Below are 14,881 nucleotides of genomic sequence, written 5' to 3'. Positions count from 1 at the left end.
GGGGGCGGCGCGGGGCGGGGGGGGGGGGGGGGGTCGCGGGGGGGGGGGGGGGGGGCCGGGGGGGGGGGGGGGGGGGGGGGTCCTCGCCCCCGCCGCCCCTTCCCTTCCCGTCCCCGGGGGCTCCGCCCCCGGACCCCCGTGCGCGCCCACGCGGCGGAGCCGCATGTCGGCACAGCCCCGCGCCCCTTTGGAGTCAGCTCGACTCGCGTCGGACCACCGACGCCCCCAGCACCTTGTGGGCCCCGGGGGCCGCGGCGGGGTCGCGTACCGCGCGGTCGACCAGTTCGGCCAGCTCGCGGCCGGCCGGCAGTTCGAGGTGGACGGTGCTCAGCCGGGGCCGCAGCAGCCTGCCCAGCATCAGGTTGTCGGCGCCGATCACGGCGGTCTCCTCGGGGATGCGGACGCCCTCGTCCTGCAGCGCGCGCATCAGCAACATCGCGTACTCGTCGTTGTACGTGAACACGGCGTCGAGGCCGAGCTCGCGCCAGCGGGCGGCCAGCCGGGCGGCGGCGCCCTCGTCGTGCGCGAGCGGCAGCTCGGTGACCGTGGCGTCGGTGCCGCGCAGGGCGGCGCGCACCCCGGCCAGGCGGGGCGCGGAGAACGCCTCCAGGCCGGGCTCCCTCGGAACGACCACGCCGATCCGGCGGCGGCCCCTCTCGAAGAGGTGGGCTCCGGCGCTGTGCCCGACGACGTCGTGGTCCATGAGCAGGCCGTGCGCGCCCTCGACGGGCTCGGGGCCGAGGGTGACGACGGCCCGCGCCCCGGAGCGTTTGAGCACCTCGACGCCGCGCGGGCCGAGCCCGGAGCCGGGTACCAGGACCGCCACGGGCCGCAGCTCGGCCCAGGCGCGGGCGGCCTCGTCGTCGTGCAGGCCGACGGTGCCGTACTGCACGACCGTGTAGTCGAGGCGGGCCAGGGAGACCTGGAGATCGTTGATGAACTGGCTGTAGAGCGGCCCGACGGGAAAGGCGGGCGCGGGCATCAGGACCGTACGGCTGTGTCCGGCGCGCAGGCTGCGGGCCGCCGCGTGCGGCACGTACCCGAGTTCCCTCGCGGCCTCGCGGACGCGGCGGCGGGTGGGTTCGCTGATCCGGACGGCGCCGGCGTTGTTCAGGACGTAGGAGACGGTCGCGCGCGAGACTCCGGCCAGGCGGGCCACATCGGCGCTCGTGGGGACGGAGCGCGTCGGTGCGGGGGACGCGGACGCGGGCGTGTTCGTTATCTGCACCATGACGTACGGCATCCTTGCAGAAGCCGTAACCGGGCGGTCAGGCGGGGGAGTTGATACCCCGTCAGGGGGAGGGGGCCCGGACCGTCACCCGGTCGACCAGGTCCAGCCACGCGGCCTCCAGCCGCTCCGGGGGCATGCCGCACTGCCGTGTCAGGTGGTGGATCAGGGCGGGGTCGAGCTGGGCCATCAGCGTGTGGGCGAGGACCTCGCAGTCCGCGTCCGGGACCGCCTCGCGCAGCAGCAGGGTCACGTGGTGGCACAGGACGCGGCGGGGCGGGCTGGTGAAGCGGCGGCCCGCTCCCGGTTCGGCCGCCAGCTGCAGTTCCAGCTCCTCGGTGGTGCGGCGGAGCATCGCGAGGCCGAAGGCGCGCAGCCGCTCGGCCGGGGGTGCGCCCGGACCGAGCGGCGGGGGTCCGGTGAGGAAGGCGGCCTGGAACTTCTTCTCGGAGTGGTCGAGGAGGGCGGTGAGCAGGCCGGTGCGGTCGCCGAAGCGGCGGAAGACCGTCCCCTTGCCCACGTGGGCCGCCGCCGCGACCTCCTCCATGGTGATGCTGTCGGCCCCGCGCTCGGCCACGAGCAGCGCGGCCGCCTCCAGCAGGCGGGCCCGGTTGCGCGCGGCGTCGGCGCGCAGGCAGGGCTCGTCGGGGTCGATGCCGAGTTGCAGCAACTCCTGCGGCTGTGCGGGGTCCTGGGATGCCGGGACGGGCGGCGGCGCGGCGGACATGAAGCCAGCGTAAAGCATCGGGAAGAAACTGGACCGCGGTCCGGTTAAAGTGCTACAACAGAGAAACGGACCCCGGTCCGGATTGTTTCGGCAACGTTTCAGCACCCCCTGGAGCCCCTCATGTCTGTTCGCATCCTCGCCCTCGTCGGCAGCCTCCGCGCCGGTTCGCACAACCGTCAGCTCGCCGAGGCCGCCATCAAGCTCGCCCCCGCGGGCGCCGAGGTGGCGCTCTACGAAGGGCTCGCGGAGATCCCCTTCTACAACGAGGACCTCGACGTCGAGGGCAGCGTGCCGGCCGCCGCCGTCTCGCTGCGCGAGGCCGCCGCGGGCGCCGACGCGCTGCTGCTCTTCACGCCCGAGTACAACGGCACGATGCCGGCCGTCCTGAAGAACGCCATCGACTGGCTGTCCCGCCCCTACGGCGCCGGCGCCATCAGCGGCAAGCCGGTCGTCGTGATCGGTACCGCCTTCGGCCAGTACGGCGGTCTCTGGGCCCAGGACGAGGCCCGCAAGTCCGTGGGCATCGCCGGCGGCAAGGTGATCGAGGACATCAAGCTCTCCATCCCCGGCTCGGTGACCCGCTTCGCCGAGACCCACCCGGCCGACGACGACGAGGTCGCCGCCCAGCTGACCGAGGTCATCACCCGCCTCCACGGCCTCGCCGGCGAGCCGGCCGCCGCCTGAACCACGCCGAAGGGGCCGGAGCACTCGCTCCCGGCCCCTTCACCGTTTCCGCCCCCGACGCCGCGGAACCGGCCCGTGTCCGAGGGCTCAGGCGGCCGCCGGCGCGGACCGCCCGTCACGGTGGATCGGCGTCCGCAGGCCCGTCAGGGGAACGCCCGTGCCGCCCCGGCGGGTGGCGACGATCTCCGCCGCGATGGACAGGGCCGTCTCCTCCGGGGTACGGGCGCCGAGGTCGAGACCGATCGGGGAACGCAGGCGGGCCAGCTCCCGCTCCCCCACGCCCGCCTCGCGCAGGCGGCGCTCGCGGTCGGCGTGGGTGCGCCGGGAGCCCATCGCCCCGACGAACGCCACCGGCAGGCCCAGGGCCGCCTCCAGCAGCGGTACGTCGAACTTCGCGTCGTGGGTGAGGACGCACAGCACCGTGCGCGCGTCGGTCTCCGTGCCCCGCAGATAGCGGTGCGGCCAGTCGACCACGACCTCGTCGGCCTCCGGGAAGCGGGCCCGGGTCGCGAACACGGGCCGCGCGTCGCACACCGTGACGTGGTAGCCGAGGAACTTGCCCACCCGCACCAGCGCCGCCGCGAAGTCGATCGCCCCGAAGACGATCATGCGGGGCGGCGGCACCGAGGACTCCACGAACAGGGTCAGCCCGCCGGGGCAGTACGACCCGTCCTCCTGGACGCGGACCGTGCCGGTGCGGCCGGCCTCCAGCAGGGCCCCGGCCTCCCCGGCCGCCGTCCGGTCCAGCTCGGGAACCCCGCCGAGGCCGCCCTCGTACGATCCGTCCGGGTGGACGAACAGGGCCCTGCCGAGGAGTTCCGCCGGGCCCTCGACGACCCGGGCGAGGGCCCCCGGCCCGCCCCGGAGGACGGCCGACAGCGCCGACCGCAGCACCTGCCGGACCGGAGCCCGCACACCGACCGGGGTCACCATGATGTCGATGACCCCGCCGCAGGTCAGGCCGACGGCGAAGGCGTCCTCGTCGCTGTAGCCGAACCGTTCGACATGGGTCTCGCCGTCCGCGAGCGCCTGGGCGCACAGGTCGTACACCGCGCCCTCCACGCACCCGCCGGACACCGAGCCGACGACCGTGCCCCCGCTGTCGACGGCGAGGGCGGCGCCGGGGCCGCGCGGCGCGCTGCCGCCCACGGACACCACCGTGGCCACGGCGAACTCCCTGTCCTCGGTCAGCCAGCGGTGCAGCTCGCCGGCGATGTCAAACACGTGGTCCTCCCGCCTCCAGTACCCGGTCGGGACGGATGGGCAGGTTCCGGTGCCGTACGCCGGTCGCGTGCCAGACCGCGTTGGCGACGGCCGCCGCCGCGCCCACGATGCCGACCTCGCCGATGCCCTTGATGCCGACGGGGTCGTCGGGGTCCGGGTCGTCGACCCAGTCCGCCTCGACCACCGGCACGTCGGCGTGGGTGGCGACGTGGTAGCCGGCCAGATCGGCGCCGTAGAGGCCGCCGAAGGCCCGGTCCCGGACCGCCTCCTCGTGCAGAGCCATCGAGATGCCCCAGGTCATGCCGCCCACGAGCTGACCGCGCGCGGTGAGCGGGTTGACGATCCGGCCCGCCGCGAAGATGCCGAGCATCCGCCGCACCCGCACCTCACCGGTGGCGACGTCCACGGCCACCTCGGCGAACTGCGCCCCGAAGGAGTGCCGCTCCTTCCGGGCGAGGGCGCCGAGGGCGGCGGTGGTGTCGGACCGTACGGTGATGCCCTCCGGCGGTACGGCGCCTCCCGGAACGAGCTTCTCCCGCAGCTCCCCGGCGGCGGCCGTGACCGCCCAGGCCCAGGAGCGGGTGCCCATGGAGCCGCCCGCGATCCCCGCCGGGCCGAAGTCGCTGTCGCCGATGTGCACCCGGACCCGGTCGGGCGTCACCCGCAGCGCGTCGGCGGCCACCAGGGTGAGCGCCGTGCGCGCCCCGGTGCCGATGTCGGCCGCGGCGATCCGCACGGTGAAGGTGCCGTCCGCCTCCGCGGTCACCGCGGCCGTCGACGGGAGGGCGCCCGAGGGGAAGGAGGCCGCGGCCGTGCCCGTGCCGAGCAGCCAGCGCCCCTCGCGGCGCGTCCCCGGGCGCGGGTCACGGCCGGCCCAGCCGAAACGGCGGGCACCCTCGCGGAAGCAGGCGGCGAGGTTGCGGCCGGCGAACGGCAGCCCGGAGACCGGGCCGTGCTCGGGATCGTTGCGCAGCCGCAGCTCGACGGGGTCGATCCCGCACCGCTCGGCGAGTTCGTCGAGCGCCGACTCCAGGGCGAACGACCCGGGTGCCTCGCCCGGCCCGCGCATCCACGTCGGGGACGGCACGTCCAGCCGTACCACCTCGTTGGAGGTGCGGTGGGCGTCGGCGTCGTACATCACGCGCGCCACACCGGCGCTCGGCTCGACGAACTCCCAGACCGTCGACGTCTGGTTCAGTGAACGGTGCTCCAGGGCGCGCAGCCGGCCGTCGGCGTCGGCGCCGAGCCGGACCCGCTGGACGGTGGGGCTGCGGTAGCCGGTGAGCGAGAACATCTGGCGGCGCGTCAGCACGACGCGGACCGGCCGCTGCAGGGCGGTCGCGGCCATCACCGCGCAGACCTGGTGGGCCCGTAGGCCTTTGCTGCCGAAGCCGCCGCCGATGTGCTCGGAGCGCACCCTCACCGCGGACGCGTCCAGTGAGAACATCCGCGCGAGCTCGTCGGCGACCCAGGTGGTGCCCTGGTTGGAGTCGACGACCTCGAGCCGGCCGCCGTCCCAGAGGGCGGTCGCCGCGTGCGGCTCCATCATGGCGTGGTGTTCTTCGGGCGTGGTGTACTCCACGTCCACCACATGGGCGGAGGCGGCGAGTTCGGCCTCCAGGTCGCCCTTCTCCGTCACCGCGGGCATGTGCCCGTCCGCCGCGTAGGCGTCCGGGCGGTCGCCGGAGAGCGCGATGTCGTGCGGCTCCTGCTCGTAGGTGACGACGAGCCGCTCGGCGGCCTCCCGGGCCTGCTCGGACGTCTCGGCGACGACCAGCGCGACGGGCCAGCCGGCGTGCGGGACCCGGTCGTTCTGGAAGACCGCGGCCGTCGGGTCCGGCGGAACGCCCAGCATCCCGACGTAGTCGGTCTCGAGGCGCGGCGCGTTCCCGTGGTGCAGGACGGTCAGCACGCCCGGCATGCCGAGCACGGGGCCGGTGTCGACGGACAGGATCCGGCCGCGGGCGACGGTGGACAGCACCAGCCAGCCGTGGGCGAGGTCGGCGAAGGGGATCTCACCGGCGTAGCGGGCGGCGCCGGTGACCTTGTCGCGGCCCTCGACGCGGGTGTGCGCGGTGCCGACGGCGCCCGTCAGCGTCGTGGCGGTGGTCATCGGGCGGCCTCCTCGGCGAGTTCGGACAGCACGGCCACCACCAGGTTGCGCATGAGTGTCACCTTGTATCCATTGTCGGGCAGCGGCCTGGCGGCCGCGAGTTCGGCGTCCGCCGCCGCCGCGAAGTACTCCGCGGTGGCCGGGGCGCCGTTCAGCACGCGTTCGGCGGCGCGGGCCCGCCAGGGCCGGGACGCCACGGCCCCGAAGGCGAGGCGGGCCTCGCGGACGACTCCCCCGCTGACGTCGAGGGCGGCGGCGACCGAGCCGATCGCGAAGGCGTACGAGGCGCGTTCGCGGACCTTGCGGTAGCGCGAGCGGGCGGCGACCGGCGCCGGCGGCAGGGTGACGTGGGTGATGAGCGCGCCGGGCGGCAGGGCGGTCTCCCGGTGCGGGGTGTCGCCCACCGGGAGGTAGAAGTCGGCCAGCGGCAACTGCCCGGGCCCGTCGGCGGTCTCGTAGGAGACGACCGCGTCGAAGGCGGTCAGCGCCACCCCCATGTCGGAGGGGTGGATCGCCACGCAGTGGTCGGAGGCGCCCAGGACGGCGTGGTTGCGGTGCTCGCCCTCGACGGCGGGGCAACCGCTGCCGGGAGCACGCTTGTTGCAGGGCTTGGTCACATCGGTGAAGTAGCCGCAGCGGGTGCGCTGGAGCAGGTTGCCGCCGACGGTGGCCATGTTGCGCAACTGCCCGGAGGCACCGGCGAGTACGGCCTGGGCGAGGGCAGGGTAGTCCCGGCGGACGTCGGGGTGCGCGGCGAGGTCGCTGTTGGTGACGGTGGCGCCGATGCGCAGTCCGCCGCCGTCGGCCGGCTCGATCCGGTCCAGCGGGAGGGTGCGGACGTCGACGAGCCGGGCCGGGCGCTCGACGCCGTTCTTCATCAGGTCGACGAGGTTGGTGCCGCCGCCGAGGTAGCGGGCGTCGGGGTCGGCCTCGAGCAGCGCCACCGCGCCGGAGACGTCGTCGGCGCGCCGGTAGTCGAACTCCCTCACGCCACGGCCTCCTCGGTCTCGTTCCGGCTCTCGGCGGCCGCGCGGGCGACCGCCTCGGCGATCTGTACGTACGCGCTGCAGCGGCACAGGTTGCCGCTCATGCGTTCCCTGATCTCCTCGGGGGTCAGGGGCGGCGGTCCCGCCTCGGGACGCACGTCCCCGGTGACGGCGCTGGGCCAGCCCGCCGCGTGCTCCTCGATGACGGCGACGGCCGAACAGATCTGGCCGGGGGTGCAGTAGCCGCACTGGAAGCCGTCCAGGTCGAGGAAGGCCTGCTGCACCGGGTGCAGCCGGTCCCCGTCGGCCAGGCCCTCCACGGTGGTGATCTCGCGTCCGTCGGACGCGACGGCCAGTTGCAGGCAGGACACGGTGCGGCGGCCGTCGACCAGGACCGTGCAGGCGCCGCACTGTCCCTGGTCGCAGCCCTTCTTGGTGCCGGTCAGATCGAGGCGCTCGCGCAGGGCGTCGAGCAGGGTGGTGCGGTGGTCGACGGACAGCGTGTGCTTCTCGCCGTTGATGTTCAAGGTGACGCTGCTGGACGTCGAGGGGGCCATGAGCAGCCTTCTTTCACGGATCTGGAAGGCGGACGAGTCGGTGTCGTGAGGGGTGGGCTGTACGGAACGGGGGGCGTTCGGGAGCATGGGAGGAGGGGGGAAGGGCCGGGAACACACCGGTCACCGCGGGCGTGCCGACGGGCGTCCCGCGCCGTCCGTGTCCGCCGATACGATGGACCCGAAGCGGACAGCTGTCCGTTCCCCGAAAACGTAGTGGACAGCTGTCCGGTTAGCAAGGACGGGTTTCGGTCATGGCCCGGGAGGAGGACGAATGGGACACAAGGAGGACGCGTCCCCCTGCGTGCGGGTGCCGCGGAGCACGGCGGCGCCCCTGCGCTCGGACGCGCAGCGCAACCGTGAGCGCATCCTGGAGGTGGCCCTCGTCGAACTCACGCGCTCGGCGGAGACCCCGCTGAGCGTGATCGCCAAGAAGGCGGGCGTCGGGCAGGGCACGTTCTACCGGAACTTCCCCAGCCGCGAGGCACTCGTCCTGGAGATCTACCGGTACGAGATGCGGCAGGTGGCGGACAGCGCGGCGCAGTTGCTGAGCGTGCTGGAGCCCGCCTGCGCGCTGCGCGAGTGGATGGACGGGCTGGCCCGCTTCGCCATGACCAAGGCCGGTCTGGCCGACGCCATCCGGCAGGCCACCAGCGGACCGGGGAGCCCGGCGAAGCCGGGGCACAGCCCGGTGACCGAGGCGGCGGAACTGCTGTTGCGCCGCTGCGAGGAGGCCGGATCCATTCGCCCCGGCGTGACCGCGGACGACCTCATCCTCGCCATCGGCGGCCTCTGGCAGCTCGACCCGGCCGAGGACTGGCAGCCGCGCGCCACCCGGCTGCTGGACCTGGTCATGGACGGCCTGCGCGCGGGGGCACCGGGGCGGTAGCGCACCGGCACGCCGCGCGGGCCGGGACGCCGGTCCGCCTGCGGCCCGTACGGACGCCCGCGCGGCGGGGACACCGTCCCGCTCTCGGGCGGCCGCCGCAGTGGCCGGCTCGCGCGGCTCCCGCGGGGCGGCGGCCGCCGCCGGAGGGGAATCCCGCCGCCGCGGGTGCGGGCCGACAGCGCGCGGTGCGGGTCGCCGGCGCAGCGCACCCGGTGGGGGTGTCCCTGTCCGGGGCGCTCGCCGAGCGGACGGGCCGGTCCGCCTGCCGCACCCGTCACGGCGGTGCCCGGCCCCCGCGACTGGGCACCCGGCACGCCGCCGTCGCCCCGTACGGCACCCACCGGGCCGCCGACGGGCGCGAGGTGTTGTTCTCCGTCCGGAACGAACGCGAGCGGGCGGCCCCTGTGCGCGGAGTTCCCCGGCAGGCCGGAGCCGACCGATGATCCGCGCTTCGCCACCGGTTCCGACCGGGTGACCCACCGCGAGGAGCCGAACGCGGTCACCGCCGAGCGCTTCGCCCGCGCGGACGCCGATGAACCGCTCGAGGACCTGGAGGCGATCGGCATCGCCTGCGCCGGGGCCGACGACGTCACCGCGACCGCCGGCGCCAGAGGGCGGTGCCGGGCGGAACCGTGGAGGCGCCGCTGCCGGCCCGCGTGGACCCGGTACCGGCCGTGGGCGAGCACGCGGAGGCGATCCTCACGGAACCGGGCCGTTCCTCCCGGGGAGAACGCGGCACCGCGCGCGGACGGGGTCGTCCGGCCGCGGCTACGCCTGCCGCTGGTGCAGCGCGTCCAGCACGTCCTCGTCGGTCAGCTGGTCGAACTCCTCGTACCACTGGCCCACGGCCATGAACGCGGCCGGCTCGTGCAGGCAGACCACCTCGTCGGCCTCGGAGCGCATCAGCGCGACGCCCTCGGCCGCGCCGACCGGGACGGCCAGCACGAGGTGTCCGGGGTCCCGTGCCCGCAGGGCGCGCAGCGCGGCGCGGGCGGTGGAGCCGGTCGCCAGCCCGTCGTCGACGACGATCACGGTCCGCCCGCGCAGCTCGGGGGCGGGGCGGCCCTGGCGGTAGCGCTGTTCGCGGCGGCGCAGCTCGACGCGTTCGCGTTCGACGACGGGCGCCAGGTCGGCCTCGTCGAGGCCCAGCCGCAGCAGGGCGTCCTCGTCGAAGAGCGGAATCCCGTCGCCGGCCATCGCGCCGACGCCGAACTCCTCGTGGAAGGGGGCGCCGATCTTCCGTACGACGAGGACGTCGAGCGGGGCGTCCAGTGCCCGGGCGACCTCGACGGCCACGGCGGCACCGCCGCGGGGCAGGGCCAGCACGACGGGCTCGGGCAGGGCTCCCTCGTCCCGCCTCTCCCGCAGCCGTGCGGCCAGCTCGCGGCCGGCCTGCCGGCGATCACGGAACCGCATGGCGGATGCCCTCCCTCCGTACCGGAGACGGCACCTGAAGCACCTGGTCCGCACCCGTGTACCCCGCTCCCCGCCACTCGAAGCGCCCGGTGTCCGGCATGGGTGCGCGGTGGTCGGGCAGGCGAGTTCCATGGTCGGTGACACGAGCGAGTACGGACAGGCGCGGCGGCCGGGCACGAGCGGGCACCGGGCGGTGGCGCGGGAGGACGAGATCCGGATCGAGGCGTGGGCGGCGAGCCGGGAGAACTGTCTGGCGGAGGCGGTGGCGGCGATGGTGGAGTGCTTCGCCGACGTCTCCGGGGTGCGGCCGACGGGCGTGGGCCGCATCCGGCTGGACGGGGCCAGTGACGACGATCTGCTGGCGGAGCTGCTGGACGAGATCCTGTACCGGTTGGAGGAGTACGGCCAGGTACCGGTCGACGTGGAGGCGGACGGGACCGAGGACGGTCTCGACGTGCGCCTGGCGGTGGCCGCCCTGACGGACGTACGGGTCACCGGGCGGATGCCGGCGGCCGTGGACTGGGAGGAACCGCGGATCCGCCCGGGCCCGTACGGCTGGACGTGCGCGCTCAGTGGGTGGGAGCCGCCGCGCTGATGTCCGCCAGGGCGGAGTGCGGATCCTCCGTCGCGGCGAGGTCCCCGAGACTCACCACCCCCACCGGACAGCCGCCGCGTTCCACCACCGGGAGCCGCCGGACGGCGTACCGCCGCATCAGCTCCACGGCGTGATCGGTGGTGTCCTCGGGGTCGAGGGTCACCAGGGGCGGGCGCGTGCACAGGGAACCGACCGTCGTGGCCTCCGGGTCGCATCCCTCCGCGACGCCCCTCAGCACGATGTCGCGGTCGGTGAGCACACCGAACAGATCGCAGTCGTACGCGACGAGGACGTCGCCGATGTCCTGCTCGCGCATCAGGCGCGCCGCCCGCGCCACCGTCGTCATGGGTTCGACGGACGCGGTGTCCGCGGACATCACGTCCCGTATCCGCGTGGTCATGGGCACCTCCCGGTACGTGGCCGGCGTGGACTCCCCGTGTCCGACGCGTAGCCCGTCGCGCGGCCCGTAAACCGACCGGGCGGGGGCGGGCGTGGAGCACGCCCGCCCCCGTCCCGCCTACACGGCTCCGGGAACCTCCTCGGTGACGCCGTTCAGCGGTGAGGCGGGGTCGGTGCCGTACGGGAGGGTGAGGGCCTCGAGGCCGTGGCCCGCCGGGTCCCGGAAGTAGACGCCGCGACCGCCGTCGTTGCGGTTGATGCGGCGGGGGTGCCTGCCGTGCGGATCGGCCTGGAAGGGGATCCCGGCCGCCACGAGCCGGGCGAGGAGCGCGTCGAACTCGTCCTCGGAGACGAGGAACGCGTAGTGCTGCGACGGGATGTCGATGTCGACGGTCGCGAAGTCCAGGGTGACTCCGTTGGCGGTCGTCACCGGCAGGAACATTCCGGCCAGTTCCCCGACCTCCAGGCCCAGGACGTGGGCGAGGAAACGGGCGGACTTCTCCCGGTCACGGGTGAGAACGATGGTGTGGTTGAACTCGACTGACACGAGGGCAATGCCTCCACGGGCATCCGCGGCGCCTCCATGCCTCACCCGGCCGGTGACCGACACGCGATGCCGCGCCGGAGAGCCTAGACGGCACATCCGGCGGCTGTCGAGCCGTCGGCCGGGAGCGACGGTACGCAAGGCGCGGGTCAGGCCGGGGTGCCGTGCCCGCCCTCGGCCGCGGCGGTCTCGTCCACGCGGCCGGCCACCCAGTCCAGGAAGTCCCCGACCTCCGCCCGGGGCAGCGCGAGCGCGGACTCTCGGGGGCGTTCGAAGCTGCGCAGCGCGTCCGTGATCAGTGGCCGGAAGTCCGCCTCCGCGGCGGCGACGATCCCGGCCGCCGCGCGTTTGGCGAACCAGCGGCCGGTGCGGCACCACACCACGGAGCGGCAGCCGTTGAGCACCCGGTTGTCGGCCGCGTGCCCCTCGCCCTCGGCGTGTTCGCGCACGGAGGCGCGGAGCGCGGCGAGCACGTCGGCCCGCTCCGGTGCGGCGATCACGTCCCGTACCGGAGCGCCGAACAGCGACAGGCCGGCCTGGTGGGCGACGGAACGGTCGAGGACGTACCAGAACGCGGGCCCCTCCCCGGGGTCGTGGCTGACCCGCTCGGGCAGGGACGGTCCGGTGTTGAGGTCCATGAGGTACCCCGCGCCGCCGGACGGGCGGCGGGCGAAATCGGCCGGGTAGACGACCAGTTCCAGTCCGGCGGCGGGACAGGCCAGGGCGGGGTGGGCGAGCGCCCCGGCCAGTTCGGGCAGGATGCGCCGGGGAAGCGAGCGGTCCACCACGACGGTCACGTCGACGTCGCTGCGTCCGTGCCGGTAGTCGCCGAGCGCGAGAGATCCGACGGCGAGGACGCTCACCAGGTGGGGGCCGCAGACGGTGCGCGTGCGGTGGACCAGCTCGTCCAGGTAGGGGCGGACCTCGCGGGGCGGGAGGGGGGTACGGTTCATGGGACCAGTGTCGGTGTGCGGGTCCGCGGCGCGTCAGTTCCACAGTTCGTCGCTGTCGCACACCCGCGCTCCCATGTTCCGTTCCATCATCCGCAGGGCGGCGTCGGCGAGGTCGGCGTGGATGTGGGCGACGGCGTCGCGGGGGACGGTCACGTCGAAGTGGCGGATGTGCGCGTCGAGCGACGAGTACAGGACGCACTGCTCGGTGACCTGACCGCACAGCACGAGCCGGTCGATGCCCTGCTGGTTGAGCAGGTAGCCCAGGGGCGTCTCGAAGAAGACCGAGTGCCGTGCCTTGACGACGAAGAGGGAGGAGTCGTCCGGCAGCAGCGGTTCCACGAGGCGCGCGTGCGGTCCCGACAGGGCCTTGTCGAGCAGCTCGCCGTGGTGGGAGCGCCATTCGCCGAAGTTGTCGTTGACGTAGATCACCGGCACGTCCCGGCGCCGCGCCCGTTCCAGCAGGGTGGAGACGACCGGTACGACCGACTCGGCGGACGGGAGCAGACGCTCGGCGTCCACGTGGTCGTAGGTGTTGATCATGTCGATGACGATCAGCGCGGTCTTGCCCATGTCCTCCGGGTTCCACCCTCGAAGGAGGTTCAGACATGTCCGCTCGCGCGCACGGCCGTGAGGGCCGGCGGCGGAGACGTGCGACAGCCGCCCCACAGGGGATCCGTCGCCGGCGCCGCATCGTCATCAGGGCCGTCCGGCCCTAGTCCGGCGGGGGTCCGCCGTCGACGATGGAGGAATGATCCACAGCGATGGCTTCCGGCCGTTGGACCGCCAGGAGTGTCTGCGCCTGCTGGCCAAGGTGCCGGTCGGTCGCGTCGTCTACACCCGGCGGGCGCTGCCCGCGGTCCTGCCCGTCAACTTCTCCCTGGACACGGATTCCTCCGTGGTGCTGTGCACCTCCGCCGCCTCCGATCTGGTGCGGGCGGTGGACGGCGTCGTGGTCGCCTTCGAGGCCGACGACTTCGACGCCGGGAGGCGGTCCGGCTGGAGCGTGGTGGTCACGGGCCGGGCGGCCGTGGTGACGGGCCAGGCCGAGCACGAACGCCTGCTGCGGACCGGGCCCCGCTCGTGGATGCCGATGCACGACGGGGTGTTCGTCCGGATCGAGGCCGAGATGGTCACGGGCCGGGAGCTCACGGGGCTGCCCGGGCCCGGCTGAACCGGTGGACACCTCGCCTCCGAGGACACCCGCACGACGCCGGCACCGTGCGCGGTGTGCGGTGAGCCGTCACCGGTGCGACCGGCCCCGTGCGAGGCGTCTTCCGGGGTGCCGTACGGTACGCCTGTGACCGCCTTCAGCCCTGAGAACACCCCGGGCCGCCACGGCCCTTACGCCACCGTCGAGGCCGTGCCCCGTGAGGTGGGCCGGGTGCGCACCGAGTACTCGCCCGCGCACGACGGCGACCCCGACCCCGGGGAGATCGTCTGGACCTGGGTGCCCTACGAGGAGAACGACGGCCGGGGCAAGGACCGTCCGGTGCTGGTCGTCGCCCGGGAGGCGGCCGGGAGCTTCCTCGCCGTGCGGTTGTCGAGCAGGCGGCACGACGGCGACCGGGAGTGGGTGCCGATCGGCAGCGGGCCGTGGGACCGGTCGGGCCGCGACTCGTGGGTCGACGTGGACCGGGTGCTGCGGCTGCACGAGGAGGGCATGCGCCGGGAGGCGTGCGCGCTGGACCGGATGCGGTTCAACCTCGTGCGTCAGCGGCTGCGGGAGCGGTACGGCTGGAGCTGACGTCCCCCGGTCCGGGCAGGAGGTCCGCGAAGGTCCGCTCGAACGCGGCGCGGACCGCGCCGTCGCGGGTGCGGTCCAGGATGCCGAACACCACGTGCGTGAAGGCGCCCGCGAAGCGTCCGCCCGGCTCCAGGTGCGACCGGAACGCCGCCGCCACCTGGGCGGGGTCGTTGCGGAACACCCCGCAGCCCCAGGCGCCCAGCACGAGCCGCCGGTAGCCGTGGGCGGCGGCGGTCTCCAGGACCCGCCCGGCCCGTACGGCCAGGGCGCGGGGCACCTCGTCCGCCCGTTCCGGCGCCGTGCGCAGGATCACTCCCGCGTTGGGCGCGGGCGAGGTGAGGAAACCCGCCGTGAACGGCTCGTCCAGGAGGCGTCCGCGGTCGTCGCGGAAGACCGGCACGGCGGGTGAGTGGATCACGCGGTCCGTGTAGAACGGGTCGCGGTGGGCGCGGTGGTGGTCGTAGAAGCCCGGGGCCCGCAGCAGGCAGGTGTACAGCGCGGAGGCGCGGCACAGGGCCTCCTCCTGGGCCTGGGCGCCGTTGAGGTATCCGCCGCCCGGATTGCGGGCGGAGGCGAAGTTCAGCACGGCCACGCCGTCCGCGAGCCGCCGGGCGGCCTCCAGGCTGCTCTCGCCGGTGACCTCGAACCGGGTGCCGGCCGGACGGAACGCCGGGACCGGGACCGGCCGCGGCCCGTACGTCCGTGTTCCGCGGGCCGCGGCCTCGACCGCCGCCGCGACGGACACCTCGTGGCCGCCGGGCGCGCGGTAGGCACCGGCCGCCACGATCCGTTCGGTCTCGCTCGTCGTGCTCATGCGGGCATCCT

At 74.6% G+C, this 14,881-nt stretch carries 18 protein-coding genes; 6 read left to right on the top strand and 12 right to left on the bottom strand.

Annotated elements, in window-relative coordinates; all coding sequences use genetic code 11:
• Window positions 1-193: 193 nt before the first annotated feature.
• Both ACH5AO_RS17310 and ACH5AO_RS17305 read right to left on the bottom strand, forming a co-directional pair.
• Window positions 194-1,231 carry a LacI family DNA-binding transcriptional regulator gene (locus ACH5AO_RS17310; protein ID WP_398925398.1) on the bottom strand — a complete coding sequence of 346 codons (1,038 nt, stop codon included), beginning with the start codon at window positions 1,229-1,231 and terminating at the stop codon, window positions 194-196.
• 61 nt (window positions 1,232-1,292) lie between these two features.
• Window positions 1,293-1,955 (bottom strand): TetR/AcrR family transcriptional regulator, encoded by a 663-nt coding sequence (locus ACH5AO_RS17305; protein WP_398925396.1) that lies wholly within the window; start codon window positions 1,953-1,955, stop codon window positions 1,293-1,295.
• Window positions 1,956-2,075: 120 nt separating this feature from the next.
• Here ACH5AO_RS17305 and ACH5AO_RS17300 point away from each other — a divergent pair, with 120 nt between their 5' ends.
• A complete protein-coding gene (locus tag ACH5AO_RS17300) occupies window positions 2,076-2,639 on the top strand; it encodes an NADPH-dependent FMN reductase (protein ID WP_398925394.1) in 564 nt (187 codons plus the stop codon).
• Between the two features lie 87 nt (window positions 2,640-2,726).
• Here ACH5AO_RS17300 and ACH5AO_RS17295 read toward each other — a convergent pair whose 3' ends face one another.
• Genes ACH5AO_RS17295 through ACH5AO_RS17280 form a run of 4 tightly spaced genes read right to left on the bottom strand, consistent with a single transcriptional unit; the run spans window position 2,727 to window position 7,519 of the window.
• Window positions 2,727-3,863 (bottom strand): XdhC family protein, encoded by a 1,137-nt coding sequence (locus ACH5AO_RS17295; RefSeq protein WP_398925392.1) that lies wholly within the window; start codon window positions 3,861-3,863, stop codon window positions 2,727-2,729.
• Window positions 3,856-5,976, bottom strand: a complete 2,121-nt coding sequence (locus ACH5AO_RS17290) for a xanthine dehydrogenase family protein molybdopterin-binding subunit (RefSeq protein WP_398925390.1) — start codon at window positions 5,974-5,976, stop codon at window positions 3,856-3,858. The genes ACH5AO_RS17295 and ACH5AO_RS17290 overlap by 8 nt, the downstream gene beginning before the upstream one ends.
• Entirely contained in the window at window positions 5,973-6,965 is a 993-nt protein-coding gene (locus ACH5AO_RS17285) for an FAD binding domain-containing protein (protein WP_398925388.1), read from the bottom strand. The genes ACH5AO_RS17290 and ACH5AO_RS17285 overlap by 4 nt, the downstream gene beginning before the upstream one ends.
• Window positions 6,962-7,519 carry a 2Fe-2S iron-sulfur cluster-binding protein gene (locus ACH5AO_RS17280; RefSeq protein ID WP_398925386.1) on the bottom strand — a complete coding sequence of 186 codons (558 nt, stop codon included), beginning with the start codon at window positions 7,517-7,519 and terminating at the stop codon, window positions 6,962-6,964. The genes ACH5AO_RS17285 and ACH5AO_RS17280 overlap by 4 nt, the downstream gene beginning before the upstream one ends.
• A 271-nt stretch (window positions 7,520-7,790) precedes the next feature.
• Between ACH5AO_RS17280 and ACH5AO_RS17275 the strand changes: the two genes are divergently transcribed.
• Both ACH5AO_RS17275 and ACH5AO_RS17270 read left to right on the top strand, forming a co-directional pair.
• Complete coding sequence (locus tag ACH5AO_RS17275) at window positions 7,791-8,405, top strand: TetR/AcrR family transcriptional regulator (protein WP_398925384.1); 615 nt, start codon at window positions 7,791-7,793, stop codon at window positions 8,403-8,405.
• A gap of 218 nt (window positions 8,406-8,623) precedes the next feature.
• On the top strand, window positions 8,624-8,848 hold the full coding sequence (locus tag ACH5AO_RS17270) for a hypothetical protein (RefSeq protein ID WP_398925382.1): 225 nt from the start codon (window positions 8,624-8,626) through the stop codon (window positions 8,846-8,848).
• Between the two features lie 325 nt (window positions 8,849-9,173).
• Here the strand turns inward: ACH5AO_RS17270 and ACH5AO_RS17265 are convergent, their stop codons facing one another.
• Window positions 9,174-9,821 (bottom strand): phosphoribosyltransferase, encoded by a 648-nt coding sequence (locus ACH5AO_RS17265; protein WP_398925379.1) that lies wholly within the window; start codon window positions 9,819-9,821, stop codon window positions 9,174-9,176.
• 130 nt (window positions 9,822-9,951) lie between these two features.
• On the opposite strand from ACH5AO_RS17265, the gene ACH5AO_RS17260 reads away from it, so the two are divergent.
• Window positions 9,952-10,416 carry an archease gene (locus tag ACH5AO_RS17260; protein WP_398925377.1) on the top strand — a complete coding sequence of 155 codons (465 nt, stop codon included), beginning with the start codon at window positions 9,952-9,954 and terminating at the stop codon, window positions 10,414-10,416.
• Here ACH5AO_RS17260 and ACH5AO_RS17255 read toward each other — a convergent pair.
• From ACH5AO_RS17255 to ACH5AO_RS17240, 4 genes are all read right to left on the bottom strand, one after another.
• Complete coding sequence (locus ACH5AO_RS17255) at window positions 10,391-10,816, bottom strand: CBS domain-containing protein (RefSeq protein WP_398925375.1); 426 nt, start codon at window positions 10,814-10,816, stop codon at window positions 10,391-10,393. The two genes, ACH5AO_RS17260 and ACH5AO_RS17255, sit on opposite strands and share 26 nt — an antisense overlap.
• Window positions 10,817-10,933: 117 nt before the next feature.
• On the bottom strand, window positions 10,934-11,362 hold the full coding sequence (locus ACH5AO_RS17250; protein WP_398925373.1) for a VOC family protein: 429 nt from the start codon (window positions 11,360-11,362) through the stop codon (window positions 10,934-10,936).
• A 146-nt stretch (window positions 11,363-11,508) separates the two neighbouring features.
• Window positions 11,509-12,312 (bottom strand): aminoglycoside adenylyltransferase domain-containing protein, encoded by an 804-nt coding sequence (locus tag ACH5AO_RS17245; protein ID WP_398925371.1) that lies wholly within the window; start codon window positions 12,310-12,312, stop codon window positions 11,509-11,511.
• 33 nt (window positions 12,313-12,345) lie between these two features.
• A complete protein-coding gene (locus ACH5AO_RS17240; RefSeq protein WP_398925369.1) occupies window positions 12,346-12,882 on the bottom strand; it encodes a cysteine hydrolase family protein in 537 nt (178 codons plus the stop codon).
• A gap of 178 nt (window positions 12,883-13,060) precedes the next feature.
• Between ACH5AO_RS17240 and ACH5AO_RS17235 the strand changes: the two genes are divergently transcribed.
• Together ACH5AO_RS17235 and ACH5AO_RS17230 are read left to right on the top strand one after the other, a co-directional pair.
• The gene (locus ACH5AO_RS17235) at window positions 13,061-13,483 is read left to right on the top strand and encodes a pyridoxamine 5'-phosphate oxidase family protein (RefSeq protein ID WP_398925367.1); all 423 of its coding nucleotides are present in this window, start codon (window positions 13,061-13,063) and stop codon (window positions 13,481-13,483) included.
• A 126-nt stretch (window positions 13,484-13,609) separates the two neighbouring features.
• A complete protein-coding gene (locus ACH5AO_RS17230) occupies window positions 13,610-14,056 on the top strand; it encodes a type II toxin-antitoxin system PemK/MazF family toxin (RefSeq protein ID WP_398925364.1) in 447 nt (148 codons plus the stop codon).
• Here the strand turns inward: ACH5AO_RS17230 and ACH5AO_RS17225 are convergent.
• Window positions 14,010-14,870: a TIGR02452 family protein gene (locus ACH5AO_RS17225; protein WP_398925362.1), complete on the bottom strand. Its 861-nt coding sequence runs from the start codon at window positions 14,868-14,870 to the stop codon at window positions 14,010-14,012. The genes ACH5AO_RS17230 and ACH5AO_RS17225 overlap by 47 nt on opposite strands.
• Window positions 14,871-14,881 lie beyond the last annotated feature (11 nt).

This window comes from Streptomyces sp. NPDC018964 (assembly GCF_044390325.1).
Lineage (GTDB): Bacteria > Actinomycetota > Actinomycetes > Streptomycetales > Streptomycetaceae > Streptomyces.
This window is presented reverse-complemented; position numbering and strand designations above follow the sequence as displayed.